General features: G+C 42.1%; 28 protein-coding genes. 24 read left to right on the top strand and 4 right to left on the bottom strand.

From position 1 onward, the window contains the following. Positions 1–5 precede the first annotated feature (5 nt). The 22 genes from ACJHYR_RS21530 to ACJHYR_RS21425 all read left to right on the top strand — a co-directional run bounded on the left by ACJHYR_RS21530 (position 6) and on the right by ACJHYR_RS21425 (position 18,399). Positions 6–383 (top strand): hypothetical protein, encoded by a 378-nt coding sequence (locus ACJHYR_RS21530; RefSeq protein ID WP_000120822.1) that lies wholly within the window; start codon positions 6–8, stop codon positions 381–383. A gap of 60 nt (positions 384–443) precedes the next feature. Beyond that, complete coding sequence (locus tag ACJHYR_RS21525) at positions 444–1,421, top strand: hypothetical protein (RefSeq protein WP_042634278.1); 978 nt, start codon at positions 444–446, stop codon at positions 1,419–1,421. A gap of 57 nt (positions 1,422–1,478) precedes the next feature. Next, a complete protein-coding gene (locus ACJHYR_RS21520; RefSeq protein WP_000063335.1) occupies positions 1,479–2,537 on the top strand; it encodes an ATP-binding protein in 1,059 nt (352 codons plus the stop codon). 131 nt (positions 2,538–2,668) lie between these two features. Continuing rightward, positions 2,669–2,842, top strand: coding sequence for a hypothetical protein (locus ACJHYR_RS21515; protein ID WP_001176647.1), 174 nt, complete (start codon positions 2,669–2,671; stop codon positions 2,840–2,842). 63 nt (positions 2,843–2,905) lie between these two features. Continuing rightward, the gene (locus tag ACJHYR_RS21510; RefSeq protein WP_000174395.1) at positions 2,906–4,033 is read left to right on the top strand and encodes a DUF3150 domain-containing protein; all 1,128 of its coding nucleotides are present in this window, start codon (positions 2,906–2,908) and stop codon (positions 4,031–4,033) included. Between the two features lie 77 nt (positions 4,034–4,110). After that, the gene (locus ACJHYR_RS21505) at positions 4,111–6,123 is read left to right on the top strand and encodes a VWA domain-containing protein (RefSeq protein ID WP_046788423.1); all 2,013 of its coding nucleotides are present in this window, start codon (positions 4,111–4,113) and stop codon (positions 6,121–6,123) included. Between the two features lie 71 nt (positions 6,124–6,194). Then, the gene (locus ACJHYR_RS21500) at positions 6,195–6,416 is read left to right on the top strand and encodes a hypothetical protein (protein WP_042634307.1); all 222 of its coding nucleotides are present in this window, start codon (positions 6,195–6,197) and stop codon (positions 6,414–6,416) included. A gap of 113 nt (positions 6,417–6,529) precedes the next feature. After that, positions 6,530–7,762, top strand: coding sequence for a toprim domain-containing protein (locus ACJHYR_RS21495; RefSeq protein WP_000220381.1), 1,233 nt, complete (start codon positions 6,530–6,532; stop codon positions 7,760–7,762). A gap of 270 nt (positions 7,763–8,032) precedes the next feature. Further along, positions 8,033–8,554 (top strand): hypothetical protein, encoded by a 522-nt coding sequence (locus ACJHYR_RS21490; protein WP_001010933.1) that lies wholly within the window; start codon positions 8,033–8,035, stop codon positions 8,552–8,554. Between the two features lie 78 nt (positions 8,555–8,632). Continuing rightward, positions 8,633–9,511 carry a hypothetical protein gene (locus ACJHYR_RS21485; RefSeq protein ID WP_000762004.1) on the top strand — a complete coding sequence of 293 codons (879 nt, stop codon included), beginning with the start codon at positions 8,633–8,635 and terminating at the stop codon, positions 9,509–9,511. Positions 9,512–9,581: 70 nt separating this feature from the next. Beyond that, a complete protein-coding gene (locus ACJHYR_RS21480) occupies positions 9,582–10,517 on the top strand; it encodes a hypothetical protein (protein WP_000691118.1) in 936 nt (311 codons plus the stop codon). Positions 10,518–10,585: 68 nt separating this feature from the next. Continuing rightward, positions 10,586–11,506, top strand: coding sequence for a hypothetical protein (locus ACJHYR_RS21475; RefSeq protein WP_000991699.1), 921 nt, complete (start codon positions 10,586–10,588; stop codon positions 11,504–11,506). 66 nt (positions 11,507–11,572) lie between these two features. After that, a complete protein-coding gene (locus ACJHYR_RS21470) occupies positions 11,573–12,511 on the top strand; it encodes a hypothetical protein (RefSeq protein ID WP_000472043.1) in 939 nt (312 codons plus the stop codon). A 171-nt stretch (positions 12,512–12,682) separates the two neighbouring features. After that, positions 12,683–13,639 (top strand): hypothetical protein, encoded by a 957-nt coding sequence (locus ACJHYR_RS21465; protein WP_046788424.1) that lies wholly within the window; start codon positions 12,683–12,685, stop codon positions 13,637–13,639. A 263-nt stretch (positions 13,640–13,902) separates the two neighbouring features. Further along, positions 13,903–14,178 carry a hypothetical protein gene (locus ACJHYR_RS21460; RefSeq protein WP_001004201.1) on the top strand — a complete coding sequence of 92 codons (276 nt, stop codon included), beginning with the start codon at positions 13,903–13,905 and terminating at the stop codon, positions 14,176–14,178. A 44-nt stretch (positions 14,179–14,222) separates the two neighbouring features. Next, complete coding sequence (locus ACJHYR_RS21455) at positions 14,223–14,813, top strand: hypothetical protein (RefSeq protein ID WP_000578892.1); 591 nt, start codon at positions 14,223–14,225, stop codon at positions 14,811–14,813. 7 nt (positions 14,814–14,820) lie between these two features. Next, positions 14,821–15,078, top strand: a complete 258-nt coding sequence (locus ACJHYR_RS21450) for a hypothetical protein (RefSeq protein ID WP_001371933.1) — start codon at positions 14,821–14,823, stop codon at positions 15,076–15,078. Between the two features lie 73 nt (positions 15,079–15,151). Then, a complete protein-coding gene (locus ACJHYR_RS21445; RefSeq protein WP_000107168.1) occupies positions 15,152–15,688 on the top strand; it encodes a hypothetical protein in 537 nt (178 codons plus the stop codon). Positions 15,689–15,704: 16 nt separating this feature from the next. Beyond that, positions 15,705–16,151 (top strand): hypothetical protein, encoded by a 447-nt coding sequence (locus ACJHYR_RS21440; protein ID WP_000549069.1) that lies wholly within the window; start codon positions 15,705–15,707, stop codon positions 16,149–16,151. A gap of 90 nt (positions 16,152–16,241) precedes the next feature. Beyond that, on the top strand, positions 16,242–17,204 hold the full coding sequence (locus ACJHYR_RS21435; RefSeq protein WP_000119427.1) for a DNA replication terminus site-binding protein: 963 nt from the start codon (positions 16,242–16,244) through the stop codon (positions 17,202–17,204). A gap of 9 nt (positions 17,205–17,213) precedes the next feature. Continuing rightward, complete coding sequence (locus ACJHYR_RS21430; RefSeq protein ID WP_001198594.1) at positions 17,214–18,119, top strand: hypothetical protein; 906 nt, start codon at positions 17,214–17,216, stop codon at positions 18,117–18,119. Continuing rightward, positions 18,055–18,399: a hypothetical protein gene (locus ACJHYR_RS21425; protein ID WP_001805195.1), complete on the top strand. Its 345-nt coding sequence runs from the start codon at positions 18,055–18,057 to the stop codon at positions 18,397–18,399. The genes ACJHYR_RS21430 and ACJHYR_RS21425 overlap by 65 nt, the downstream gene beginning before the upstream one ends. Before the next feature lie 21 nt (positions 18,400–18,420). Here the strand turns inward: ACJHYR_RS21425 and ACJHYR_RS21420 are convergent, their stop codons facing one another. After that, positions 18,421–19,596 (bottom strand): tyrosine-type recombinase/integrase, encoded by a 1,176-nt coding sequence (locus ACJHYR_RS21420; protein WP_000795947.1) that lies wholly within the window; start codon positions 19,594–19,596, stop codon positions 18,421–18,423. A 170-nt stretch (positions 19,597–19,766) separates the two neighbouring features. Here ACJHYR_RS21420 and ACJHYR_RS21415 point away from each other — a divergent pair, with 170 nt between their 5' ends. Both ACJHYR_RS21415 and ACJHYR_RS21410 read left to right on the top strand, forming a co-directional pair. Beyond that, complete coding sequence (locus ACJHYR_RS21415) at positions 19,767–19,979, top strand: Hha/YmoA family nucleoid-associated regulatory protein (RefSeq protein ID WP_001285422.1); 213 nt, start codon at positions 19,767–19,769, stop codon at positions 19,977–19,979. A gap of 360 nt (positions 19,980–20,339) precedes the next feature. Beyond that, entirely contained in the window at positions 20,340–21,422 is a 1,083-nt protein-coding gene (locus ACJHYR_RS21410; protein ID WP_001232449.1) for a hypothetical protein, read from the top strand. 166 nt (positions 21,423–21,588) lie between these two features. Here ACJHYR_RS21410 and ACJHYR_RS21405 read toward each other — a convergent pair whose 3' ends face one another. The 3 genes from ACJHYR_RS21405 to ACJHYR_RS21395 are packed head-to-tail and all read right to left on the bottom strand — an operon-like array spanning position 21,589 to position 25,791. Continuing rightward, on the bottom strand, positions 21,589–23,088 hold the full coding sequence (locus tag ACJHYR_RS21405; RefSeq protein ID WP_001284313.1) for a helix-hairpin-helix domain-containing protein: 1,500 nt from the start codon (positions 23,086–23,088) through the stop codon (positions 21,589–21,591). A gap of 25 nt (positions 23,089–23,113) precedes the next feature. Continuing rightward, positions 23,114–24,751 (bottom strand): PP2C family serine/threonine-protein phosphatase, encoded by a 1,638-nt coding sequence (locus ACJHYR_RS21400; RefSeq protein WP_000081622.1) that lies wholly within the window; start codon positions 24,749–24,751, stop codon positions 23,114–23,116. After that, positions 24,751–25,791: a TerY-C metal binding domain-containing protein gene (locus ACJHYR_RS21395; RefSeq protein WP_001253653.1), complete on the bottom strand. Its 1,041-nt coding sequence runs from the start codon at positions 25,789–25,791 to the stop codon at positions 24,751–24,753. The genes ACJHYR_RS21400 and ACJHYR_RS21395 overlap by 1 nt, the downstream gene beginning before the upstream one ends. Between the last annotated feature and the right edge of the window lie 76 nt (positions 25,792–25,867).

The raw sequence follows: 25,867 nt of genomic DNA, 5'->3' as shown, positions 1-25,867 counted from the left end.
GGAAAATGTCATATCTTGAATATATCAATGAAGTAAAAGTGTCCGGGATAGTTATCAGTGCTGTGGAGAAAAAAATGACTGACCAGAGTATAGGTTTGTTAATAAAGCTCAAAAATAGGATGAAGACAGAAGTTGATGGTGAAATCACTGAGAGAGAATTTTCAGTTCAAATCAAGGTGTCGCCTGAAATGTATTCAACCTGTTTCACTGGTATAAATCAGGGTGATGAGTTGATGGTCTCCGGTTATATTGTTGTCGATACTATTATGATTGAAGGGAGAGAACATCCTCTTGACTACATGAGAGTGGTAGCAACAAGTAAGTTGGCTCACATACCTAAACCTCTAAAAGGTTTTGGACAAAGTAGCTTTAATCAGATCTGACATTAAACCCACCCTAAAGGGGAGAAATCCCTTCATGGGATTTCTCCTTTTGGAGTCCCCATGAAACAAAAATTTAGGGCTACTGCAATAAGTAGTAATCAACTTAGTTTTTTTTCTATACTCGATATAGATGAAGATGAAATAACGCAAATAGTTGATTCACCCAAAGAGCATTTAAATGATGCTTACACGTCCGGATTAAACTTTAAATCAGAAGAAAGTAACATTTCTGAGATAAATTATGATTCTGAAAGGCGTGAAAATCACCTTTATGAAAAATCCAAATTACTTAAAAATCAGATTTTGCATACAATTAATTTTGCAGCAGAAACAGATTATCTATATACGGTTGAAGAATATAACCCAGATTTGGGTGGTCTGGTAATAGAATGGACCCCTGAGGATGTGTATGTTGTTTTTCTATCCGCTATGGAAGAGTCTTTGGAAATCATTAAAGAACTAGTGTTGAGGAGAAAGTTATTCTTCAAAGATGACAATGGTAATATCACAGTGAATCCACTTTTAGAAGCTGAAACACGGTGGTATATGTCAAAATCATTTGAATACACTTGTTTATGTCATGGACTTGATGCATGTGAATTTAGAGCGGAATTAAAATCATGGCTCTATTATCATTCGCATCGTTCGATTAGTGAAAACACGAAATTAGCTGAATGCAGGAATGATGATGAAATCATTTTGCATGATTGCAATGACGATATGGGCTGGGACATCTTCTTTGATCAGGATTATTTAATGTCAGAAAAAAAACTGGCTGTTAAATGGACTGACAGGGAAATTATGGATGTTTACATAAAAGCTTTTAAATCCACATTAGAGTTGTTTGACGAGCTTGTTTCATGTGATCTGTTAACTAAACGAAACGCTTTTGGCAAGTTAGAAATCAATCCAATATTCGAAAATCATTTTGAATGGATCATGTCTGAAGCTTTTGAAATAGTGGGAAATCATCTTGGTTATAATGTGCCTCAAATCAGGAAACTGATGGCAACTATTTGCCAAATGAATCTCAAATAAAATGCCACTGGCAAACATCTGCCAGAGGGCGGTGTTTGCATTTTACCGGAGTTAAAAATGTCTAATGCCGCTATGAAGTTAAATGAAACATCTTCTGATGCTTATGAAAAATTAGAAGCTCTTCTTTCCCCGGATGTTATAAAGTTAAAACATTATGTGGATAAAGGTGAGTATCTTTTAGTTCTAGCAAAGGACCTTTTTGGTATTCCAGAAATGGATCCAAAGATGGCTGTGCCTGTTTTCAAAACTAAAACCTCGTATCGAGCTCCGCTGAACAAAGACTACATACCAAATCCCCGAATACTTGAACAAGTGGTTAAACTGCTTATCAGTCCGGATATAGATTTAAGTGTGTGTCTTAAAGGTGAGTCCGGTTCTGGCAAGACTGAAATGGTAATGTACATTAGCCACATGATGAATTGGCCGCTGACAATTAAGCAGATCAACAGCAATATTCGAGTTGATGAGCTTGAAGGTGAGCGCAGTCTTAATGGTGGTAATACAGGTTTTGTACACAGCGATTTGGTAACGGGATTTCGTAATGGTCACCTCATTCTTCTGGATGAAGTGGACAAAATCGATCCTGATACGGCAGCAAAACTTCACATGCCCATTGAACGTAAGCCCTGGTCACTCAGTGCTAATGGTGGTGAGGTTATAACTGCTAATGGCTACACGCGATTTATTGGTACTGCAAACACAAACATGAGTGGAGGCGCTCGCCGGTTCGTTTCTTCTCAACGTCAAGATGCAGCTTTTATAAAGCGGTTCTTGATAGTTGAAATGGAGAAGCCCGACAAAGTTGCTTTAACCAATGTGCTTACTAAACGATATAGCTCTTTGCCTTTTCAGGTCATTGAGAAGTTCGTAAGAGTAGCGATTGCAGTAAATGACTCTGGTACAGAAGACAGTGTGATGGATATTCGTCAATTAGTAGCTTGGGTTGGCACGTCGATGACGTTAAAAACCTTTAGTCTTCTTGACACTTTCAAAATAGCTTTTGCTTCTGCTTTACCTTTACATGTGGTCGATCTTGTTCTTCAAGCTATAGATCTTTCTCTTGGCGAAGACAAGGATAAATCGCTGGAGTATTTCACAGCAAAAAAGTCGAGTTAGATGGGATTTGTTATGAAACCTCTGATATTTGTATCTCAGAGTTATCCCATCTTGAATTTAGTGCGTTTTTAAGTACGGATGGTGCTGCTACCATTGCTATAGCAAAAAACGGAACTAATTTTACTGGACTTATGCAACTGAATAACGACTATTCTTTATTGTTTTATCATGATGGTAAAATAAATATGGAAGGTCTGATTAAACAAATGGAATTAAAAGGTTATATGTATCAGGGAGCAATGGGCAATGATGATGTTGTTGCTGAGTTTCCCGGTATTCTTTTAATTTCACCAGAGAAGCTTTAATATCAACCCTATCGGGAAATCTTTCCCGTTGGGGAGGGTTTCCCCTTTTTTTTGGAGAAACCCATGACTTTAAATACTTCAATGCTTAACAAAGTATCTGCAAAACAAATCTCTGAGAATTTTGCAAAATCATATCCAGATTTACTGGAAGGTGCAGTTATAACAAAAATTGAAATAAGTGGCTGTCAAGGATCGCGTCGAACCGATAAAATCGATTTGTCTTATGATGGAGATGATATTACGGATCAAAAAAGCGTATCTAAAAGCGAAGTACGCTGGATTGACATAAAAGCCCTTAGCTTCAAAAGTACGATTACCAGCAGAATATCAACTCTTTGCTCACGCTTGTGCATCCGCTATAGCAATATGTGGATTTTACCAGTATCCAGTATGGAAGAGTTTCTGGAAGGGGCCCAAGAGATTGAACGAGAGTTTCAGGCAGGTATTCAAAACGTTGTAGACAATTATGAGATGCATATTGAGGCTGAAAAAAATAGAAGCCCAAGAATGTCTTCTTTGATTGATCAGTTGAAATTAACTAAAGATGATTTCATAAAATCCTTTAGATTTAATATTGCTCACTTTATTCCTTTTACGCCTATTAGCGTTGAAGGTGATGAAACCCAGGACTACTATCAGGAACAATTGATAACAGATCTGGCAGAAGAAGCAATGAAGGTTTATGAAAAAATTAGCAAAAATAACAATTTGCGCTCAAGTACTATTGACCGACTGAAGCAAATGCAAAATAAGATCATTAGCTTCATGTTTATACATAAAGAGGCGGCAGTACTTGCAGAAGCTATAAAACACATAATGAATAATTTACCTAAAGGTGCCATTTCTGAACCTCGCGACGTTGCGGTGTTACAGCAGTGGTTTTATTTCATGAGTGATGCTTCAATGTTAAAGCGTATTATTTCAGGAGAGCAAAAGGTTACTGACTGGTTGGAATCTATTACCAGATCATTTAATCAAAGCTCACAAACAGAACCGAACGCGCTACAGAACACAGGTATTGAAGCTATTTTAGATTCAACAAATGTGTTCCAGGTTGAACCTGTCGTAGAGAACGATATAAATAACAGCACGTTTTCAAACACTGATCCTGTAGCTGAACCTGAGAAATCAGTTTCGCAACAGGAAGACAATGTTGAAAATGGTTTTGATATCGAGCTCAAAGGCTGGTAACTGTTTGCTTTATTAAAAACCCCAGATGGGTACTTCACCATCTGGGTGAGTACCCCTTTTTTATAAAGAGGTATTCTATGAAATTAGATCTTAAATCATCACCGCGCCATATTAAGCGTTTACAGAATATAGCAAAAGTCATTAGCGGCTTAGGCGATGTAAGAGTTGTAATAGACGACAATACCAAAGGACCGTATTTTGATCCTGTAAATAAAGTTTGTGTTTTACCAAACGGCGATTATAGCGATGATGACTTTGTCAGTCTGATTGAAGGTTTTACCTGTCATGAAGCTGGTCATGGTCGCTATACCGACAGCGAGGTTTACAGTGACGCCTTTAATAGTGTTCTCAAGTCATCTGAAGGGTTTACACGCTTCGATGACGGAATGAATGCAGAGTTTGAGAGCCTCGCTGAGAAACGTAAAGCTTATAGCAGGGCAAAACGTCTTACCGGGCTTATAAATCTGTTCGATGATGTACAGATGGAAGAGAAGGTTGGTAACGATTATCCGGATGCAAAGCGGCGGCTTGCAGCCACTTACGCACTGATGGTTAAAGCCGGAAGGATGACTCCTGATATATCTTCTCGTCCGGAAAATCCTGTCCTATTTATTGAGTGGTATCTGCTTAACTCATTGCGAGTAAAAGTCCTTCAGCAGGCAGGTCACAAAGAAACACTCGATCCGTTTTTTGACTATGCCCAAAAGATACTTTCTCCAGTAATTTCTGATGTTGAGGAAATTTTTCATGATGCTCTTGGTTGTGAAAATACTCAGGGCTGTGAATCCCTTGCTCGTAAGACCCTGGCTCTTTTAGAGAGACTGCGGGATGAGGCAAGGGAACAACAGCAGCAGACAGAGCAGGAGGAGCAGGAGGCATATGATGAATCCGAGACCGATACCGATACCGATACCGAATCAGAAGATAAATCGCTTGAGTCGACTGATAGTCGTGAGGATGATTCTGAGGACGATAGTGAAGGTCAGGCAGATACTTCCGATAACTCTGATCTTGCTCAAGAGGGATGTTCTGAGCCTTCAGAACTTGCTGAAGATAACGAGGGAAATAATGAACCCACCGGTGGCAATCCCACAGGTGATAACATTATTGAAGACGATACTGATGCGATTAACCCTTCCGAGAGTGAATCAGATGAAGCCAGTTCGACTAACGTTGAAGATGAAAGTAACTTTTCATCGGCTCAATGGGAGATACTGGCAGATTTGTTGGATGCCTTTCTTGGCAGTGATGAGGATAGCGAAGATTATCACGATGCTTTGGCTAAAGAGATTGAAGGTATTGCATCAAAAGTATCCGATGACGTGAAAGCCGAATTCGGTGCTTCTGAATGGGATATCCCTGATCTCCTTATCGATTTGAATGTTTACAATGAGGCTTTGTCTCTGAGTCATTCAATCGGTAGCGACTTGTCTGTTTTACAGCAGGTTAAAATGCGTGGCCGAAACAAAACTCATGAGCGTGGAATTACCTTCGATGGAAATCGATTAATTCTGTCACCAATGGGAGTTCGTGATGTCTTCAGAGCTCAAAGCGAATCTAAAAATAGAGGGCATGTTGGCCTCGTATTAGTTCGTGATATTTCAGCGTCAATGGCTAATGATGAAAGATATATTCATGCCATTAAGTCAGATCTTGCTTTATCGATGGCCGCTGAAAGTTTGTCAAAAATGCATGTCTCCAATATAGTCTTTCCCTTCAAGGAAAGTGAATTTGAGATTATCAAAACGTTTGATCAAAGCGTTGAGGAATCTCTATCGAAATTCACTCTTGGATGTAAGGGTTATTATACCCCTACGGGATCGGCTTTAATGGCAGCTGTTGATCTGTTACTTGACAGCCAATTCGATAGGAAAATAATTTTTCTTATAACTGATGGTTATCCGAATAAATCGGAATTTACTATCGGCGAAGTTATGGAAAAGGCTAAATGTAATGGAATAGAAATCGTTGGTGTTGGTATTAAGACTGATGAAATAATTGGTTTTGAAACGGACACTTTCGTAACAGTTGATGATACTTCTTTATTGTCTATTGAAGTCAGTAAGCTAGTTCATCAAATACTTTCTTAATAAACTCTACCCAATCGGGGCAAAAGGCCCCGGTGGGTCTTTTTGCTCCATGAAGGAATAAGGAGCAAAATATGACTCAGATAAAAACTTACCGTGTAGAACATGAAAAAGTCGGTGCGATGCATAAAGTCCGTATTTTCGGACGTGTTGGTGAAGTTATAAGCAATGATAGCCCTCAGGAAAGAATCTTCCGCGAAGTCACTATAGCGGAGGGTAATAGCCAGCAGGCTGCGTTACTTGTAGATAACTACATACAGTGTCTTGAGAATAATGGCTTCACGACTGAAGCATAAATGTTGAGGGCCCCCGGGCCCTCTTTCTTAAATTCTGCGTTGTGGGTTTCTCCCTGTCTTCTGCACCGCAGAAGGCATTGAGAAACTCACAATGCCAGATAAGAGAGATCATCATGACTTATGCATCCCCGGCTCTTCGTCGTAATCCACAGGAAGTATCTGAACACTTTATTAAACTCGTTCATGCTCGAATTGCTGAAGTGTCTGGCTGGAAGTATATATTCGAAAGAATACCTGCTTTCAAAGACGCTTGTGCAAAAGCCCCGAGCCAGGTTCCTTGCCCGTTTACTGGCGCAGGGAAATCGAAGTTTCGTTTCCGACAAAAAGACCTTTATACCGGATGTGCGATCCATAATGACTTTCCGGTAAATGAGTTTTGCGACGGAATTGATGTTCTGGCGAAATATTATGAATTAAGTAAAACGCAGACTTGCAAAAAGATTCTCTCAGATTTTTTCGGGATGGATCTGCATGCTCCGTTAACTGACGCCGACATTGAAAATGAACGACGCTATAAATCAGCAGTTCGTGCCACAGAAACTCTTGACCGAGAGGAAGTGGCAAAGCGAATGCGAAAACTTGATGTGATGTATCACTATACCGGTGAAATCAAGCCTAATACTCCTGTTGCTTTGTACCTCCGTAATCGTGGGATCTCCCGCTTACTGAGTCACTTACCAAAGGATTTAGGCTTTAATAACCGGATCTACTATTGGGATAAAGATAAGCAGAAATCGATTATCTATCCGGGAATGATTGCGATCTATCGTGACACCCGAGGTCGGCCTCTGACTATTCATAGAACATACGTAGACAAAAATGGTGATAAGGCACCTGTAGAAAATCCAAAGCTGATGATGAAGCCTCCTGCCGATATGACAGGTGGCTCAATTCAGTTGTTTGACCCTCACTATGATTCAGGTAGTTCGACCTGGACACTGGGAGTGGCTGAAGGGATCGAGAACGCGCTTTCTGTTGTAGAAGCGACTTCAACACCATGCTGGGCAGCCAGCTCCGCATGGTGCCTTGAAAACGTTACTGTTCCTGATTTTTTACTGCCTCCGCCGGATGTAAAATCTATAAACTTTTATATCTGGGCGGATAAGGATATTGCTAACTCACAAGGCACTCGTGCCGGTATTGAAGCTGCTCAGCGACTTCAAAGCCGCATGGTTGAGTTTTTGGCTAAACGATATCCCGCATCAAAGCTGACAATTGAAGTCTTCGAACCAGCACAAGATATTCCTGATGGGAAAAAGGGTATCGACTGGAACGATGTTCTCCAGTTAACAGGGCAGGATGGATTCCCGATTCACTGGGCTCCTGAATGTCTTAATCAGCTGTAACAACGATAACTCCCCCGCTTTTTGCGGGGGGGGTTATCTTATCAATATTATATTTTAAAATTGTATTGATAAGATAACCGCTTTCCTTCGTGATAATTACCTGCCTTTAAGGTCTTTTCACGGCTGAGATGCTTGCTCAGTTAAATAAATGTGCGGTACTACTGGCTATGGTCGGTTGTATGACATGGTTATTCCATAAACTATTAAAACCCATAACGGGAGTATTACCGTTATGGTGATGCTCGTCGTTTTACATCGGAGAGCATTTTAATGAATTTTCAAATTAACGAAGTTTTTAATAAATTTGCTGCTGTTATAAAATCGCGCATCGTCAATGAACCATCGTCATGCTATTTGCTGCATGATAATGAGATAGATATAACGATTTTGAAACATAGCATATTAGAAAATGACAGAAACCTGTTGTACGTAGTTCGTCCTTCAGGAACGTGTTTGTTGCGTTGTGACAAATATTTCTATCCGAAATATTATCTTCGTTGCCGTGGAGATTATAAGTCATTCATATATGTCCATCTTGATCTACATAGTGGTGAAGCTAAAGAAATCACATGGGAGCAAGCAGACGATATGCTGTCTAGTCCAGGAAAACCCCCATTAAAAGGGAATCTTGGACGATTTGAGTATATAAAAGTTGTGGTTGAGGACCTTCGTATTCGAGGTTACGCTGATTATCTTCCTGCGTATAATCTTGATGACCTTCGCCGTTTTGCCTTACAGGACGACCGCCCATCCCTTGTCAGATACATTGACAATGTCATGGCAACGGTCTGATTGATTGCTAATTGATTTACATATTTTCCCTGATGGCCAACCTGCATCAGGGAGGCCTCAATAACGAATGGAGGCTGTATGAAGTTAGCTACGGACCTGGTAAAAGCTATTTTGATTAGAAATGGCGTTGAACCAGTAAATATAAGCGAATCATCTAAGTTATCTTTGAAACAACCACTGACAGAACTTAAATTCAGTTTATATTTGCGAACTGAGCATTTATCTCACTTCCTACCCGGTTATGTTTATTCTATAAAAGAATGTCCACTGTCATATGACATCGGGATCGAAATTCAGAAAATCTTCGAAAGTTTACATTTGTTAAACGAAGAATTTGAATCCCTCGGTTTTGTTTCTGTATGGATAGAAATGCATCAAAGCATTTTTGAACAAAGTCGGTTTAAGAAAAGTAACTTTACTTTTCGGGAGGAAGAGGTCGAGCTTGCTAAAGGGCTTGTTTGTTCTCACAATTCACAAATAAGTAATGCGGCTTATTTCTGGCTTCAGCACTTTGAGGAGTTTATGATTTATGTTCGTAATAAGCTTATCGACCTCTTTCGAGAGGCCTATGACCTGATCCTTGGAATGCAGCAAGTATTTTTCATTCGGGAAAAGGAAGAGCTGTTGAAAACTATAAGTTATGGCGATGAGCTGTATGAGGTGAAATTCATGGCGGCTGAGCTTTACTCTATCGAACAGAACTTAAAGTGTTCTGAATCGATAAGTACAAAATCTCAAGCTTCGGCATATATTAACCGCATCCGTGAGTTTGTGCGTTCGGGGTGGAGGCAGGGCTATATAGTCTGCCATCATAAGCGAAGTAATCAAATTTCATCATTGTCATTACCGATGTACTTGAAAGATACGTCAGGCCGAAGTGCTCGAAAGCGAGTAAAACGTCTTATATCTTCTACAGTTTGTGGTAGAAATAAAGATTTAGGTCTTACAGATTTTTAATTAAATTATACCCATGTGGGGATCACACCCCATATGGGAGTGATCCCTTTTTTTATTGAGAGAGGATCACATGAAAATTATCGAAAAAATCATTAATGCCTTTTTGGTTGTTCAACATAAAAAAATACAGGTTAAAAACATTACATTTTTAGACAATGGGCAGGGCATGTTCTCTGGTATGTCTTTTGATGCTGATGTTTCACTGGAGTTTATGTATGAATCAGCAAAAGCATATAGTTCTTGTTTCTGTGATATTCCCTTTCCAGGTTTTGAAGATGCAAATCTGGAGGAAATTACGAAATTTCAATTAGATGCTTTGAAGCAAAGAAAGAATCATTCTTTCTTTGTTAACCATTTGAGGTTTCCTATAGTTTTAAGGGAAGGGTGCAAAATCGAAAGAGGAGAAGTCTATTCAATTTCGAATTGCACTTATAATAAAGAAAGATTGCAGTATCTTTTTTCTCAGGATATTTACGGTAAGTTGTATAATTCCTTAGAGAAAGAATTAAGCTCGTTTTTCTCATTTATCAATGTTGAGGTGCACGAGTTGTTAAAAGATGCTGTATGCTTTGCATTAAAAATCCTGAATAAGATATCTTTGGATACACCTGAAAGACTTATTAAAGCTTTTAATTATCGTGACTGGTATTGTAGTTACGATGTTGAGCTTTTTAGGAAAGGCTTACCTGGTCATATTCTGGAAGAGCTCATTGCTCCAGATATCTTACTTTCAGACCTTAACGGTTGTAGAAAAATACTTAGAAATGCAAAACGATTTCTAAATGGACATACACAAACCAATTGTGTTTATATTAAATATGAATGGTGGTTGGGGCCTGTTGATACCTCACACTCAGCTAAGTTGATGTCTGACAAAGAAATTAATAACCGAAGTGACTTGAAGAATTTTTCAAAGGTCTTTTTCAAAGAGTGTTTAAGTTCTGGTAAGTCGGAATATGAAAACCATCTTAGTGAAAAAGAACATGCGCTTCGCTATAATTATTAATTAAAATTATTTTCTCCCATAGGGATTTCTCCCTATGGGAGAAATCCCTCTATTAAGAGGGTATTGAAATGAATGCTATACAAAAGTTAGTTGAATCTATTCTTGTTAAAATGGGTTTTGTTGGCGCTGTAGTGGAAAATATATATTTGGATTCAAAACCATTTCGGCATATTCGATTTGTGGCTGATATTCCAGTAATATCTTTTCTACCTCATTTGGTGAAATATCTTAAGGGTGCAGACCATCTTTACAGTGGTAACGATGATTTGCATCCTCTTTTCATTTATTTTTCCGAAGCGGCTACATTAAAAGCAGGTCCTGTAAATCTCGCGAACTTTCGTTTTGAAGTTTCTATAGCTTCAACTCATTTACGACTGGTCTCAGAGCAGCCTGATTTGCTTTTCAAAGGATTTAACCGGGATAATCTAGAATACGTTTATTACCGCTCAGATTTGGCCTCTAAGGATCTTATACTAGGCCTTGTTGAACACGGTTCTCCTTTCATAAAACATCTACATGGACTTATACAAAAGCGAATTTTAAACGAGTTCTCTCTGATTTTTTCTGTTCTTGAAAAGATTTTAGAAAGCGCGAAGCCACAAATTCTTGCTTGCTTCCATAGTGTTGATTATGAAATGAACGTAAAAATAATAGCCGAAGCTATACCTGAAACTGTATCTAATCAGATAGTCACATCTGATTATATAGTTAATTCTATATCAGATGCGGACAAGTTTATAAATCATGTTCGTCGCTATTTAGCAGGCAGGGTAATGAAGAGGCGGATATACGCTGAATTAGATGTTTGTGAAGAAACATCAAGTATTTCACTAGTGAACTTAGGATGCTTTACGTCTCCTCTGCTCGTTACGGAATATCAAATGTTTAAGCCACACTCTTCAGGGTTATATCGAAAAGCTATAAACAACTCCTTAAAACAGTTCAAACCAGAAATGCATGTACCTTCTGAAGAACTCTTTTATAATTAATCTAACCCATCCGGGAACCTGCTTCCCGGTGGGAAGCACTTCCTTTTTAGTCATGAGGTAGTGTAAATGTTTAAAGAATCTGACCACGTGGAATTTGTTAGTGCCTTTCTTTATCAAAATTTAGGCCTTAATGTTTCCGCTGACGATATAACCGTTCAATTATCTGATACTTCGTTCGACAAAGTAACCTTTGATTACGATGTAGATATCGATAATTTAAATTGTATGTTGGATCTCTACATATCTGAGCTAATAAAGCACAACGCATCTTACTCCGATTCTATTCTTTTGAAACAAAAAATAATTTATTTTCTTGGAGTATTTAAGAATTTCGGATTTTTTACGTTTGATATTCGCGGATATAGTAATACTTTAAGCCCAGTTAAAGTTATTGATATTGTTTCAATGATTATTAATGACTGTGAAGAGTTATCTAAAGCTAATTCTTCTACTGATGCTATAAGAAATCTTTATCTCGATAAAATGAAGGTGGATGGGAAAGTGTTAGTTGCGAAATTTGCACTTAAACAGTTTTTTCATTCCGACTTTGGTGACTTTATCTCATTTGTCGAGAAAAGAATTACAGATTGTCTTAATGAAACTTTAAGGATTATCAAAGCTGTTGAACATGGCTTTGTACGTGTAGGGCAGCATAAGATTAATCGCCGTATTAATGATGACTTAAAGTTATGCATTGATTTCAATACTGATGATTATCCGGCAAATATGCCAGATATATATATTAAGTTTAACGATACATTTGATGGGAACGGGGCGTTATATTGTGACAATGATGCCCTCATATCCCTCTATACCGATGTTGCTTCAATTATCAATGTGCCGGTGATGATGGAAGTAAGATTGATCAATAAAAGAGGGCGTGTTGTCTGTGATTCTTCGCATTCAACTTACGTATCTCTCGAAAGTAATGACCGATACAGAGTAACTGATCGCACATTACTAATAACTGAAGCTTTTGACGATTTTCGTAACGCGTCTCAATGATCCTTTTGCTTCAGTCCAAAAAAGTAACTTTGGTTGGCTGAAGACACTTGTCTATGACAATGTAAAATCTGTCGCTGGCATCTTCTTTTAGCTTAACCAAATTTTTATCTAACCCAGTGGGGAAGTCGCTTCCCTTCTGGGGCACTTCCTCTCAAATTCGAGGTAGTGTATATGACACATTCATCTGATGATAAAAACTATGTCCGAGCAGTTCTGAGTTATCTTGGCATAGATTTTGATGAGGCGGATATAGTATTAAGTGTTTGCCATTGTCAAAGTGACGAGCTTTCTTTTACCTGTAATATCAAAGCTATTGAACTCAAGAATGTTGTTGATTTATATGTCGATAGTATCTCTGAGAATGAAATAGAAGCTTTAAACAGAGAATCTTTAAAATCGCGACTCTGTTACTTTCTTGAGGTGTTTGACGCAGTCTCTGGTCAGTACCTTGAAATTTCAGGAAAACACTTTGCAACTAGTCGTTTTGAATATGATGATGTTTGTAGTGAAGTTCTTAGCATGTCTAATGATGTTTCTCAGTCGAAAGGTTATGACCGGGATGAATATAACAGACTGATGCAGGTTGATGGTCAGGTTATGATTGCCCGTTTTGCTTTGCAACAGTTCTGGGATACTCATTTTATTGGACTAATAACATTTGTATCTGAGTCTATAACATCGAGCCTCTATAAAGCTTATGAAACTTTTAGTGATATTAGTTTGGCTTGCTATAAACTGAGTGAATATTCTTATTCACGCTCTATCAACAGTGAATTGACCCTTAATATTTCACTTAAAGAAAATGACTTCTGTGAGGACCTATCTGATTGCTATATGGAAGATGAGGCTTTACCTTCTGGTAGGGTAATTTCTCGACGCAACAATGACTCCATAATAAGTATTTATGAGAGCTATGCTGCGGCTTCTTATATTCCGATGATTGCATCTTTGGAAGTCGTTGATGAATACGGCGAAGTGGTTACTGACCTCTGCCATACCGTTTATGTTTCAGAGTTAACCGGTGGGCGGATTAAAATCCACGACCGTAATGACTTAGTATCTGAAGTTTTCGATAACCTAAGAAATTTAAATCTTGCAGTTGGAGATTCAGTTTCACAAGCTGCTTGATTCTTTCCCTGATTTTGATTTTTTCTCACATACTCTTATGGCACGGTTTCCGTGCCTTTTTTTTGCCTCGCTTACAAGCGTCTACTCCTCTTCTACCTATCCCACCTTACATCACCACTTAAAATCTATCTTTCTAATTCCATTATCCTTTTCGTAGCCTCTAATGCTCTGGTATGAACATACTCTTTAAACTCAAAAAAGTGCTATTAACGAAAAAAAATCCCTAAAGAGATTTGTATACTGTTCTCAACCAAGGAGAGCTCATGAATGAACTAAAATCCAAAAACGAGAACAGTACCAAAAGCAACTTTCCCCCGGTTGATAATCAGTTTTGCTTTTACCATGTTGATTTCAGCATAGAACGACTACTTTCTACGGCCGAGGATCTCCAGCTTGAGTACATCTTCCAGAAACCTGGAAGTGAAGTAAGAAAGGATTTGGTTGAGCGATTCGAACGTGGAGAGCGCTTTGTTACAGCTTCACACTGTGACAATTTCTGTGAAATCCTTGGTTGTCAAGGCCATCAGGAAAATGCATAAACCCATAAACCTACATTTCCACTTTTAAGGATGTTCACTAAAGAATGATTGGAGAAAGTATTTTTGACTGGGTAATTTACGGAATATCCATTTTGATATTTGCCTCAGCACTAATTGAAGGAAAGACAACTCGCTACCCAGCACTTTTTTTCTATGGGAGTTTAATTTTAATGTTAATCCTGATAGTTGCTGGAGGCCTTAACTGGTGGTTCTACAGGTCAAAATATGGCGCAGTAATCGTTATCTTCACAGTGGTTTCTTTACTGATGACTCGATTCCGCCTGGTCATATATAAATTAAGATTAAGAAAGTTAGTTTCAGAGATCAGATTTCGTATAAAAACGGGTTTTCGTATAATTCTTGTTTTGTCGGATAATGAGGATGAGCGTAATGTTCTGCTGTCTATGCTTAGCAACGTATTGCCAGAGCAAACGCTTATTCACACGCGTGATGCTCTCGGACCTCATTCAGGGCCTATCCTAAAAGCTCTTGAGCTACATCATCAACAGGGAACAGGTTACATACTCGTCTGTGAACAACAAATCTCAGCGCGTACGTGGTTGAGTATCGTAGAAAATGGGAAACCTGATACATCTATAGCTGTTAATTTTCATTCGATCCCAGAAATGGAGTGATTTTTCAATGAGTAGAACCGTTTCACAAAGTGTCACAGAAGATTGTCTTTTTGATACCCGCACACAAGTCAGATTACAACTAAGTCGAAGCGTTCATAAAACGCTGGCATCTGCTAAAGAAATTTTACAGGGAAGGGGGGTTGATTCGGTCTCTATTGAAGATCTTGTGCGAGCCTGTCTTGAAGAGAACCAGCCAATTGATCTCGCCTCACTTTACCTTGAAAATCTCTTAAAACAGAAAGGTACCAGCATTTGCGATTTTTAGTGTTTTCAAACCTATTAGATAAAATGCCGGTTGTGTTTATATAACATCAATAATTTCATGCAACAGGTAAAACATGAGTACTCAAAAGCAACTTTCCAGAACAACCGGCACTGAACGTATGTTTAAGGAAGAGCTGGCGTTATCCTTAATTTGTTGGGTTTTCACCAGTCCATTTACCAACTGGACCGATAAAGTCTTCAGTGGTATTGAAGTTCCGTCTGAAGGACCGTCAACATTACTGGGTGAGGCTGAAAAATTCTTTCGTTTTGTCGTTAATGAAGAAGGCTACGACGCAGGAAGGGCTGCTCTTGGTCTTGACCTATGTTGTTTTTCACTTCCGTCGTGTTTGTTCCCGGACGCTGCCCTGTCTGAGGAAGAGGTTATGAGTAAGTTAACCGGAGAAGTTATCCATGGGATTCTTCTTTCCTTACCTGAATTTATTGATATGCCAGAAGTGCTCGCTTACCAGGTCAGGGATGAAATTCTTGCTTTTAACACTCGCTGTGGAGACGGGATCTTTCATGGTTGGAACACGGCTTCAGAATTGTGGAAGTTTGAAATCTTTCCCCGCACCACCATCATGATGCAGCATACTTCGGCAATACATTAAAATTAGGCGGGGCAGAATGCATAAAAAACTTTTTCTTCTCGAATGGAAACCCTGTCAGAGCCGCGTATGGGCCGGTTGGATGGCCCTGTGGTTGACTATCAGTTTTCTGATGTTATCTGCCTTGCTTATGACAGATCATCTCCTGAACAAAGTCATCCTGCCGCCAACATGGTTGTTGATCTGGTTTTCGCCAATGCTGGGGTTTTTGATAAAAGTTCGCGTCGTCGAAACTCAACATTTCCTGGAGCATGACCTCTGTGTTGCAGGTTTCTCTTTTTACCGCTGGAAGAGGTTAGTTTCTCCCGGGCTTTGGTCAGTTGACTGTATAAATGGTCGTTTTCGCCTCAATCGGATCACCCAGGTGGGTAAGACTATCCACTATCCATGGCGTCTCCATTATCATCCTTTGTTCATGAGCCCTATCGAACATAAATCGCATGCTGTGAAAGCTGTTTCAAAATGACTTCTTTAGAGGTTTACATGACATTTATGTTCTGCAAGGTCAGCCAGGGCAGCAAAATTGATTTGAAATAACATGAGCCTGGAGAAACGTATGAGTTATGACGATTTGCCCTATTTTCGTGACCAGATTCTGGAACGTATCGACTCGCTTAAGTGTTTTCTTTCGAACACCCCCCCGCTGATGGCAAACCTGATGACTGTCTCCACCGTATCTCGAACAGAAGAGCGACTGAAGCAGGTTAAACCCATCAGGGTTAGTGTTAAAGACGATGCTTCGGTTGAGGAAATTATTCAGGCACTTACTGACATCTGTGTGGATGACATAGAGTCATTAAGTCATGATTCCACCAAAGTGACCACTAAATACCCGGGTCTTATCATTGTCCCAGAAAGAGCAGATCTTCTCGAAAGCTTGATCACATCTATAAATGAAGCAAAAAATGATTTTGCTGCGGCAATGAGGCGTATCGATAATAAAAAGAATGTCCGTTTTGATAAAGTGCACAAGAAGCTCCCGGGCCTTGTCGCTATGCACTCAACAAGAAATGTCCTTTTCATCAAGTCCCAGCTTAAAAAAGTTACTTTTTCATGGCGGCTAAACCGAAACCAGGAAGTTAAAACAGCAGAGCAACTTGTGAGTTTGTTGGAGCGCAGGAGAGCCTCAGAAGTAAAAAATGTAGCAACTACCAATTTGAATGTCGTGTCTAATATCGATAAGGCTTTACACCGTCTTGAATTTCACCCACTGAAGCAGGGCGAATCTTATCGCCTTTGTCGAACTAACTCTTTCCCTGTTCCGATTGCTCACATTTTTGCATTTAGGCCTGAAGGGCAGGAACGAAACGGGAATAAATATGCTGAGACTGATTATTCAGTAGTAAAAGCATCCTTGCCCATTTTCGCAGCAGGCAACATACCTCAATTAAAAACGCTCTCTGACTGGGCTCCTGAAAACAGCCAGGGCCCGTCCAACCAACGGAAGCTGAGCCTGAAATATACAGAACTCGTGCCGGGGGCTGAGCTGGGCATTTTCATTGTCAGCCCCGAAAATTAAGGAACAACAATGCAATGGATTTCCACAGCCAGCCAGAAAATCGATGAGCGTCTCTATCGTGTCTGCGTCTGGGTAAAAAAATATCACGCTGATGCGATTAACCGCGTTGTGCTTACCGTTGATCTAAGTAAAGCCCGACATGACCCTGACGAGGACCAGGTAAGAGCAGAGCTGCTGTGCGGCCATTATTTTTTGCTTCGTAAGGAAAACGCTTCGAACTCTGCGCCTGACGATCAAAAGTTTGCTTTCCTGCCTGACGGGCGCAATCTGTGTTGGCAGACCGCAACCCCGGTGCTTCAGCATCTCCTGCTCAATAAAAACGTTCCTGAGTCGCTGAGGTTGCTTACGGACTACATACATATGCGTCTGGCCAGGCTGACAATGGTACCAATGTCCGGAACCATCATGAACGAGGCTCTGCTGGACAGCATCAGCTGGGTTAAGGTGGATTTGACCTACTTCTGGCAGTACGAACAGCTCAGCTCTCATCTGGGACCCATCCAGATAACCCACAAGGCACTAGTACGCTTCGGGCATCTGGCAAAGAATGATGAAAACTCCAGTGCCATAAGAATCCTGCGTCAGCGTCTGTCTTCAGAATTCTTACAAGAATTTCAGATGGCTGAGGATGAGCTAAAGCGCAAACAGTCGTTGATGGGCACCATGGACGTGAAAATGCTGTTTCATGCTCATTACCCCAGCCAGAAGATGCTGGTGGCTCGATATAAAAATGGTTGGGTAATGGTGGATTGTTTTCTGTTTCATCATACCAAACCTAAGAAAAAAGCAAAAAACAAAACTACTGTGGCTAAGCCTCAACTTAAAGAGACTAAAAGAGAAGGGAGTGAAAATGGAACTGGGCATTATGGTGTGCATCGTGTTGTTACTCTCCGTGGCGGCGGCGTGGATCAGTAATAAGACAGTTGATTTGCTCGAAAGATTCTATTTCAAGCGTCCGCTGAGCATGGAGTACGCGGCATGGCTACGTGTAATGTGTGCAGGCTTGTTATTGGTTTTTATTCAGGTTGCTCCACAATTTACACTTCTGTATACCCTTAAACTTGTCACGCTTATTAATCTTGGAATCCAGACAATGAAATTAAATGGCGTGTACAAATATAAAAGAACGGGAATTTTGCCTCCGGGAGGGGCACTCTCTAATCTCACCAGACTTAACCCGTTCAAGAAAAAATAAAGTTATGCGCCCGTGAGGGCGCTATTCATCAAAGGCATTTCGCATAAGCTTGATCATTGCTTTTTTACCAGCTTCAATATTACGAATGTAGCGCATAACCATTTCTTCATTCGACCAGTTCCCCATTTCCATAATCTGTGGTAGCGAGTAACCTTCAATATTTAGCTGTATCGCTCCGCCTACACGAACGCTGTGCCCTGTCCAGTAACGAGTTTTAGTCTCATTTGGATAAAGCTCATTCCACATCTCTTTAAATGCTCGTAAAAGGGAATTTTTGCTGAGCATACCGGCATCGTCCACAGTGTCTTCTTCATCTTCATCGTTCAGAAGACTTTGCTTAGCACGATAGGGTAGGTTATGCCTTTTAAGAAGTTCAGATAGCTCATTCCCCTTACTCCGAAGCTTCCAGCCGGGTGGCATATAGCCTGTATCATGGAAATTTACGGCCTGGAAAAGGAATTCATCCGGATGACTGTGCTGATCCATTTTCACGAGGTTCATCAATCTCAAGAGGCAGTTAGTTAACTGACGTGTCAGCCGGTAGGTAAGAAGTGTACTAATGTTCGTTTTTGTACGGTATACCGTCAGGTTAAATTCACCGGTCATACTATCCAGAGACAGATCTTTCAGACGTATACGTCGAATTTCGGATGAACGGAGCAGTGTTTCAAAGCCTGTCCAGATCAGGCACAGGTCACGAAGTTTACGAACTGAGTTTGTAGTACTGCGTAACTTTATCAGAGCCTTGAGATCGCCAATAAGAAAGGGAGTTGCCTGTTTAGTCGTCTTTCGCTTCCGGGCTTCCGATTGTTTTAAGGCTTCCAGCATGTACCATGCTTCAGACGTAATAATCCCGGGCAGGTTAAGCCCTTTTTTATGGATACTATTTAAGGCCTGAAGACAGCTGTTTATGCTGCTTCGTGACAATTTGCCTTCAAGATGCCCCATAAACGCAAGCAGAGCGTCCTCAGACACGGGGAGCGAACTTACTGGCCAGTCTGTATGCAACCGGGCATTCGCCAGATACCATTCGTTCCATACTCGTAGCCAGTGCAGATAGGTTTTAGCAGTGTTGTATCTCAGATGGGAAAAGTAACGGATCAAGCGTGAAAGCTGTTTATCATGGTTGCCGAACGTTTCCAGCTGCTGATGCAATTCGCTTTCCGAAAACTGTCTGATCACTGATTGATTCTTCATCCTGCTCACCGGGATACACTGGTTTTAATTACAGGTCATTTTAGCACTCATGTACCTGGTTATGAACAGGGTGGAAACAACGAAAAAGGTTGTGAAATCGTTAGGCTTAAGTGAAAAATGATATTAAGATTATCCCTGGCCAGTTGAGGCCTGTCTAAAGAAGGTTGATTATGTCTGACACAAAGCAGTCTTATTTAATGAAATTCCGTAAGTGTAGTTCGTTCGAAACGCTCGAAAAAGTATTTGAAAGGTTATGTGAAAAAAACTCGGGTGTCGCCTCTCTTGAAATTTCTGGTGCTTATGATCATCGTAAAGCCGAACTGACAATGAAAAAGTTATATGACAAAGTTCCTGCGAGTGTGTGGACCTTTGTTCGCGAGTAATTATTAATATTGGCACAACAAAAAGACTGTGCCTAGATTTGAAAATAGTTTATGCCCCTTTCGGGGCTAAAGGCATTGTAATAGCCTGTCTTTTAAAGTTGTTTATTAAGTTCGGAGAAAAACTTTAATCATAAGCCAAGCCCACTGCTAAATACATCCGATATTCTCCTTCATTTTATTAGAAGTGATAAAAGTTACTTTACCTAAACTTCTCTCTCAATATTTGTAAGGCTCTCATTTGATTTTTGTCAAACATTAATCTGGAAGACGGAAAAATCATTTCTTTTAATACGTTTTACAGAAATCCTCCTCCGTTATTTCGGATATAGTTTGAATCATTATCAAAAACGGGGTGCAGCCATGCGTAAGAGTTATACATTTGGTATTCCATTTGGACTCCAGCGAGAATCAGGACTCTTTTTAGATATTACAGAGGTCAGCCGGGGTATTGACTGTAACTGCATCTGCCCCGCTTGCAAAACTGATCTGTTAGCAAAGCAGGGGGAGGTCAAGCTTTGGCATTTCTCACACAGTACAGCTGTAGCCGGTGACTGTGATGGTCTGATGGAAGCCATCCGGGGAAAGATTATTGAAGTCATCAACGAGCACCAGGTTCTTGGTTTCCCAAATCTTCTCGCTGGCGACGATGGTGGGCCGGTTTCACTGAATGAGGTTAGTGGAAGCGGCAGTATGTTCGGAGGCACAGCTGATCTGTTCGTAAAGGTTAATGATTTATGTGTGGCCGTCTTTCTGGACAGGGATCGCAGCATTTCAGAGAAGTTAACCTTTGACCATCTTCATCCTTCCGAAAGAGTTGCCGCATTGCGTATCGATCTTCCTGATATTGAATATGAAATCAGTCAGGTGCAGCTCGGGCGACGTAAAACAACATACAGTGAGTGCATTGAAAGCCTGATCATTGATGAGACCAGTTCCCGGGAATGGCTATATCATCCATTAATGCATGAACTTGAATCTGAACCTCTTCAGGAGTATCGGGGACGGGAGCCTTCAGAGGAAGGGCCTCTTCTTCAGCGCCTTGCTGACTGTAAGATGAAATTGCCTGATATCCTTCCGGGCAGTCATAACGCGCTAGTCAGGTTACAGCAGGATACGATTGTATGTCTGTGTCGGTTAACGGTTCGGGCTTATGACATCGCTCAGACCGATGAATTTCCTTTGTTCCTTCGCTATTTCAGGTTGCACTGCCTGGAAAACAGCGAACATGTCAGTTACGAAAGACTGATCTGCTGGCAGGAAATGATTTCAAAAACCCAGGAAGGCCAGTCCTTGACACAAAACGAACTTGAATATCTTCATGAGATTGTCCGCATCGCCTTTTACAATCACCGGCTTAACAATGTCAGTATTTCAGATGTTAAAAACCATGACACTGGAAAGAAGAGCGGCAGGGTAGAGTCACAAAATTATTCACTTTTATAAATAACTTGGGCTTTGCGCATTAAACCCTTGCCGCAGGCGGTGTACCGCATATCCGGCACAGACAGTCAGTTTTTTCTGGCAGCTTAAATTTGACACTGCTTAATATAGTGATTCATTAAACAGGTTCAGTATGCTGCCAGAACGTTTTAGTCGTAATGGGCGTCCGTTAGTTTTCAACTAACTGAACGACGACCAGCCTGCCGCCTTCCTCCTTTGACAGAACAAACTGAGCGTTATTCGTCAGTTCAATTTTTTCCCCAATGGCAATCTGTCGTTTATCCGGTAATGACATAAGCCCATTTATGCCTTCATTTACTAACCACCACTGATCGTTATGGAAAACAAAATACCCAACTCGTTTCCTTTGTGCATCGGTTGTGCGCTCATTTGGCGCAATGAGGCGATTCACATGCCACGCATAGATTGACTGCCCGCTCCACACCATCAACCGGTGGTCGTCAGGACGATAACTGCCTTCCTTTCGGGATGAATATAAATTTAGAACCGGTAATTTACCCTTGTATGGCGTACCGCAGTAGGGACAAACCGGCTTTGTCTTACCTGAGAAAACGTACCATTTCTGTTCACACGCCTTGTTCTGGCAGGGCTGTATCAGATCGACTGTTTTAACCAGGGCACTTTCCCACTCATCGGCGGTCGGGCGTTTATTGGCATCGTGTAAGCCATCAATAAAGGCGCGTTCAAACAAAGGCGTCAAATAAGGGCCCATGATGGTGTAAGGAATTTTCTCCGGGTCAGCCCAGGGCAGTGAAAAGGAGGATAGCTGACTGACTTTGACTGCATTGCTTTTGTCTGTCGGATGTTCAATGAAGAGTGCCTTCTCACCCATAGATAAGGTCTCATCACGTACTTCATCCGACATGTCATGTATTTTTCCGCCACGTAGCGGATGACGGAAGAACAGATACATGTAGATAAGCACCGACAGCGCATGACGGTCAGTAGAAATGCTTGGCAATACGCGGTTCGGATCCTCTTTGGAAAGATGGCTGGTTTTCACCACTTCCGGAGCGATAAAATCCGGGGTGCCCACGACGTCGGGAGGATACTTTCCAGGGACAACCAGGCCGTCTACGTCAATGATGCAGGCATGTCCCATTTCTGGATCGATAAGCACGTTTTTATAGCTTAGATCGCTGTGACAGAGACCTGCCGCATGCATCCTTCTGACGGCTCTTGTTAGCAGCAGACAGACCTTGAGATAGGTAAGCGTATTGCCTCGTTCACGTGGGTCGAGAAATTTATTCTGGTTGCTGGCGCTGGCAAACCATTTGCCTTCCTTTTCACGGCCTTTTATGCCAAGAAAATCATCGTTTTTAGAGCCGTATTTAAAGAAAAAGTAGCTTTTGTAGGTTGGAACCACGATGCCGATTTTATCCCCATGCTCAACAACGTGGGTCGGCCAGCAAAACAGGTCCTTCCAGTATTCACCTCCGGACTGGCCAAAAATGTTTTGCCTGTAGCGTCCGGTGATCATATCAATCCGATCCCGGGCCTGCTCGTTCTGCGGTTTATGATAAAAAGCGACGACGTATGATTTATCAGGCGAGAAGTAAACATCCTTCATCGAGCCCGAACCAATTACCTCGTCAACATACTGGACTGTTTCGCCGTCCTTTGTTTTGCACGTAACAATATTTGCCATATTGATCACCGAAGAAGCGTATCCCTTACCACAACACCGCAATAGTGCGGTCATCGTGGTTCCCTGTGGAGAAAAAGTTAAGCCAGTCGCCTAACCTCTCAGGCGCAATACTGGCGTCTGTAAGGACAGGGATGAGCTCATCAAGGAGACGGGTCCATTTTTCGTCACTGCGAAGCCCGTTATCTGTCTCAAACAGAGGGTCTGATACGCCATCTGTCATGAGGATCAAGTGAGATACATCATTCCATTTACCCACGCTGATGCGGCCGCTAAACGAGGGGTCTGCGATAATGCTCTGGTCAAGAAAGCGGGTTTGTCCTGCGTATTCTCCGCTATCGGGATTTCCCAGTATCCTGACTTTACCGGAAGGGCTGTATGCACCTATCGCACCATCACCAAGCCAGAATGCAGCCGCAAACAGCTCGTTATCAGTTCGTAGCGCTACAGTTGCCAGTAGGGTTGTTGAATAGGATTTCACAGGTTGTTCTGCACAAATGGCTTCGTTCTGGATACTGTTGACCGCGAGCGTAGCTGCCTGTTTAAAATGATGAAGCATGGCGTTTATGGTTGCCTGCTGATCGCTCCCTTCCCACGCCGTGATGTGCTGCTTTAGATGGACGCCTTTCAAACCACTGAGCTGATTGAAAAGGTAATCGCCAGCCGTTTGGACTGCAATCCGGGAGCCTTCCCGGGAATTTACCGCACTACCGGCCCCGTCTGCGACCAGCATGACAGACCATCCTGTTTCCTGGCAGTGGTTGATATAGAAGTCGTCATCTCTGAAGCTCCCGGCATGCTCATGAGATCGTCCCCGGCGACTGGCGGCAGCAATACGTATGTCACCCCTGACCAGGCCAGCAGCGTCCAGATGGGACTTAGGGTAGGAAGCGTCTGCTGGTGGCTCTACCACCTTCCACAGGCTTCTCGGATCGGGATTGACTATAAAAAGCTGTTTTGTTTCGCATTCGTCGTGCGAAGCGCATGACCAGAGTACTGAAAGCTCTATATCGCCGCTTTCGGTGGGTGTACCTGTCAGCAACTTATGCTCTTTGTCAAAGGTCAGGCCAATGTTCCTGGGAAAGACAACGTCCCTGACAGTAGCCTGCTGGCCCTCATCCAGAACTATAGCAACCGGCGAAGAGAAACGTTCGCCTGCGCGGGCGTTGGGAATAACTATTTTAGCTCTCGGGGGAACGGCAGGTGGCACAGCTAATCCGGCCCGCTGCTGGCCTGTCGGTATCTGCCCGGGTTTTAATACCAGGGAAGACAGGTTTTCGTCTTCCCTCTGTGCTGGTTTATCAAATTCGTAATAAGGCATCAGCTTCCAGAACGGAGGATGAGGTTCATTTTCTGGCAGGGGTTGCAGTAATGGTGTATCGGTAGCGTCAATGCCCGGGTTATCAGCATCACTTACGACCGTTTGTTGCTGATCGGAAAGGCTGGATGCTGACGAGGGGGCGATCTCTGCGTCGTTATAACCTTCGCTAACCCGCGCAGATAAACCCTGTGCAAGGCTCTCAATCCGCTCTTTAAGCCGCATAATCTCTTCAGTAAGGGAAGGGTCGTGCGATAGAAGAAAAAGCCGCTCACCTTCTACAGGGTGGCCCAGCTCAGACAGCACTAAGCGGATAATCTTCTCTTCAAGTAAAACATTTTGCGACATCAACCTCTCCCTCTGTTTACGTCGAAGTTAGTGTTTCCGCCATCATTGCTGAATGACAGACCTGTTTCACACCACGGGCAGATCACGTCATCCGGGCCGTCAATGCACAGCAATTTTCCGCATGAGCACAGGGCAAACGCACTGGCATTACCGCAGTGAGGGCAACCCGGTACGCCATGCAGTTCGCTGGTGTTTACCTGCAAACCGGTAGCGGTGGCATCTGACCATGCAAAATAGTCTTCATCGATGGGATAGCATCCGGCAATATTAAAGCTGTTCAGGTTCAGGCTGAAATCGAGCCCGGAAATCCTTGCTGGTGGCCGTTCATACTTCATCAGATACGGACGACGGGTCTTGCTGCAACGGCCGGTAAGCGTAACGCAGTTTTCGTCGTACGCTTTTACTGGCTCGTCCTTGGCCAGCCGGACTATGTATTCAGTCTGGCTGAGCTCAGGTTGTTTGTCGTCTCCGACGCTGCGGCTGTGCGCCGTAACCGAGGCTGTGATCCATTTGATGAAGCGGGTAAAGTCCCCTTCCTGAGACTCGGTGAACAGCATGACATTCTCTGTCAGTTGCCGCAGGGTATTCAGGTCCGCTGACGGCCCCAGGCCAACGGCAATGAGATTCACTTTACTCGCGTAGTGATCCTTCCAGCGCTTCACTTCTGCGGTTGTGTCGTCAGTCGGACGTCCGTCGGTAAGGAGATACACGACGGGTTTCCAGTCGCCTTTAGCCTCATGAGTGGTTTTTCTGACCTGGGTATCAATTTGTACGGTCAGCTCACGCAATGCGGCCCCAAGGCTCGTACCGCCGCCAACGGGAAGGCGGGGAGGGTAGAACGAGGCAATTTCGTGAAGAGGTACAATCGTACGGGCTACACCGGCAAATGCGATTACCGAAACCCAGGCTGTTTCAAGTGCGTGTGGATCCTTTCTTAAATCTCCGATGATCATTTGCAGACCATCAGTCATTTTTTTCAGGTTTTCACCAATCATGGACTCTGAACAGTCCAGGACAAAAAACACGGGAAGGCGTCTCATAATTTTCCTCGTACGGCTGGTACGGCCAGCAGAAAACGTTGCTGTACAGAAAGGTGCTGCCCGGAAAGCAGCACCT

Origin of the sequence: Escherichia sp. WS1450, assembly GCF_046487395.1 — a bacterium.
Lineage (GTDB): Bacteria > Pseudomonadota > Gammaproteobacteria > Enterobacterales > Enterobacteriaceae > Escherichia > Escherichia coli.
This window is presented reverse-complemented; position numbering and strand designations above follow the sequence as displayed.

Excerpts from the sequence above, each read along its gene's own strand:
- ACJHYR_RS21530 (WP_000120822.1), top strand. The coding sequence starts at position 6 with ATGTCATATCTTGAATATATCAATGAAGTAAAAGTGTCCGGGATAGTT.
- ACJHYR_RS21525 (WP_042634278.1), top strand. The coding sequence starts at position 444 with ATGAAACAAAAATTTAGGGCTACTGCAATAAGTAGTAATCAACTTAGT.
- ACJHYR_RS21520 (WP_000063335.1), top strand. The coding sequence starts at position 1,479 with ATGTCTAATGCCGCTATGAAGTTAAATGAAACATCTTCTGATGCTTAT.
- ACJHYR_RS21515 (WP_001176647.1), top strand. The coding sequence starts at position 2,669 with ATGCAACTGAATAACGACTATTCTTTATTGTTTTATCATGATGGTAAA.
- ACJHYR_RS21510 (WP_000174395.1), top strand. The coding sequence starts at position 2,906 with ATGACTTTAAATACTTCAATGCTTAACAAAGTATCTGCAAAACAAATC.
- ACJHYR_RS21505 (WP_046788423.1), top strand. The coding sequence starts at position 4,111 with ATGAAATTAGATCTTAAATCATCACCGCGCCATATTAAGCGTTTACAG.
- ACJHYR_RS21500 (WP_042634307.1), top strand. The coding sequence starts at position 6,195 with ATGACTCAGATAAAAACTTACCGTGTAGAACATGAAAAAGTCGGTGCG.
- ACJHYR_RS21495 (WP_000220381.1), top strand. The coding sequence starts at position 6,530 with ATGACTTATGCATCCCCGGCTCTTCGTCGTAATCCACAGGAAGTATCT.
- ACJHYR_RS21490 (WP_001010933.1), top strand. The coding sequence starts at position 8,033 with ATGAATTTTCAAATTAACGAAGTTTTTAATAAATTTGCTGCTGTTATA.
- ACJHYR_RS21485 (WP_000762004.1), top strand. The coding sequence starts at position 8,633 with ATGAAGTTAGCTACGGACCTGGTAAAAGCTATTTTGATTAGAAATGGC.
- ACJHYR_RS21480 (WP_000691118.1), top strand. The coding sequence starts at position 9,582 with ATGAAAATTATCGAAAAAATCATTAATGCCTTTTTGGTTGTTCAACAT.
- ACJHYR_RS21475 (WP_000991699.1), top strand. The coding sequence starts at position 10,586 with ATGAATGCTATACAAAAGTTAGTTGAATCTATTCTTGTTAAAATGGGT.
- ACJHYR_RS21470 (WP_000472043.1), top strand. The coding sequence starts at position 11,573 with ATGTTTAAAGAATCTGACCACGTGGAATTTGTTAGTGCCTTTCTTTAT.
- ACJHYR_RS21465 (WP_046788424.1), top strand. The coding sequence starts at position 12,683 with ATGACACATTCATCTGATGATAAAAACTATGTCCGAGCAGTTCTGAGT.
- ACJHYR_RS21460 (WP_001004201.1), top strand. The coding sequence starts at position 13,903 with ATGAATGAACTAAAATCCAAAAACGAGAACAGTACCAAAAGCAACTTT.
- ACJHYR_RS21455 (WP_000578892.1), top strand. The coding sequence starts at position 14,223 with ATGATTGGAGAAAGTATTTTTGACTGGGTAATTTACGGAATATCCATT.
- ACJHYR_RS21450 (WP_001371933.1), top strand. The coding sequence starts at position 14,821 with ATGAGTAGAACCGTTTCACAAAGTGTCACAGAAGATTGTCTTTTTGAT.
- ACJHYR_RS21445 (WP_000107168.1), top strand. The coding sequence starts at position 15,152 with ATGAGTACTCAAAAGCAACTTTCCAGAACAACCGGCACTGAACGTATG.
- ACJHYR_RS21440 (WP_000549069.1), top strand. The coding sequence starts at position 15,705 with ATGCATAAAAAACTTTTTCTTCTCGAATGGAAACCCTGTCAGAGCCGC.
- ACJHYR_RS21435 (WP_000119427.1), top strand. The coding sequence starts at position 16,242 with ATGAGTTATGACGATTTGCCCTATTTTCGTGACCAGATTCTGGAACGT.
- ACJHYR_RS21430 (WP_001198594.1), top strand. The coding sequence starts at position 17,214 with ATGCAATGGATTTCCACAGCCAGCCAGAAAATCGATGAGCGTCTCTAT.
- ACJHYR_RS21425 (WP_001805195.1), top strand. The coding sequence starts at position 18,055 with ATGGAACTGGGCATTATGGTGTGCATCGTGTTGTTACTCTCCGTGGCG.
- ACJHYR_RS21420 (WP_000795947.1), bottom strand. The coding sequence starts at position 19,596 with ATGAAGAATCAATCAGTGATCAGACAGTTTTCGGAAAGCGAATTGCAT.
- ACJHYR_RS21415 (WP_001285422.1), top strand. The coding sequence starts at position 19,767 with ATGTCTGACACAAAGCAGTCTTATTTAATGAAATTCCGTAAGTGTAGT.
- ACJHYR_RS21410 (WP_001232449.1), top strand. The coding sequence starts at position 20,340 with ATGCGTAAGAGTTATACATTTGGTATTCCATTTGGACTCCAGCGAGAA.
- ACJHYR_RS21405 (WP_001284313.1), bottom strand. The coding sequence starts at position 23,088 with ATGGCAAATATTGTTACGTGCAAAACAAAGGACGGCGAAACAGTCCAG.
- ACJHYR_RS21400 (WP_000081622.1), bottom strand. The coding sequence starts at position 24,751 with ATGTCGCAAAATGTTTTACTTGAAGAGAAGATTATCCGCTTAGTGCTG.
- ACJHYR_RS21395 (WP_001253653.1), bottom strand. The coding sequence starts at position 25,791 with ATGAGACGCCTTCCCGTGTTTTTTGTCCTGGACTGTTCAGAGTCCATG.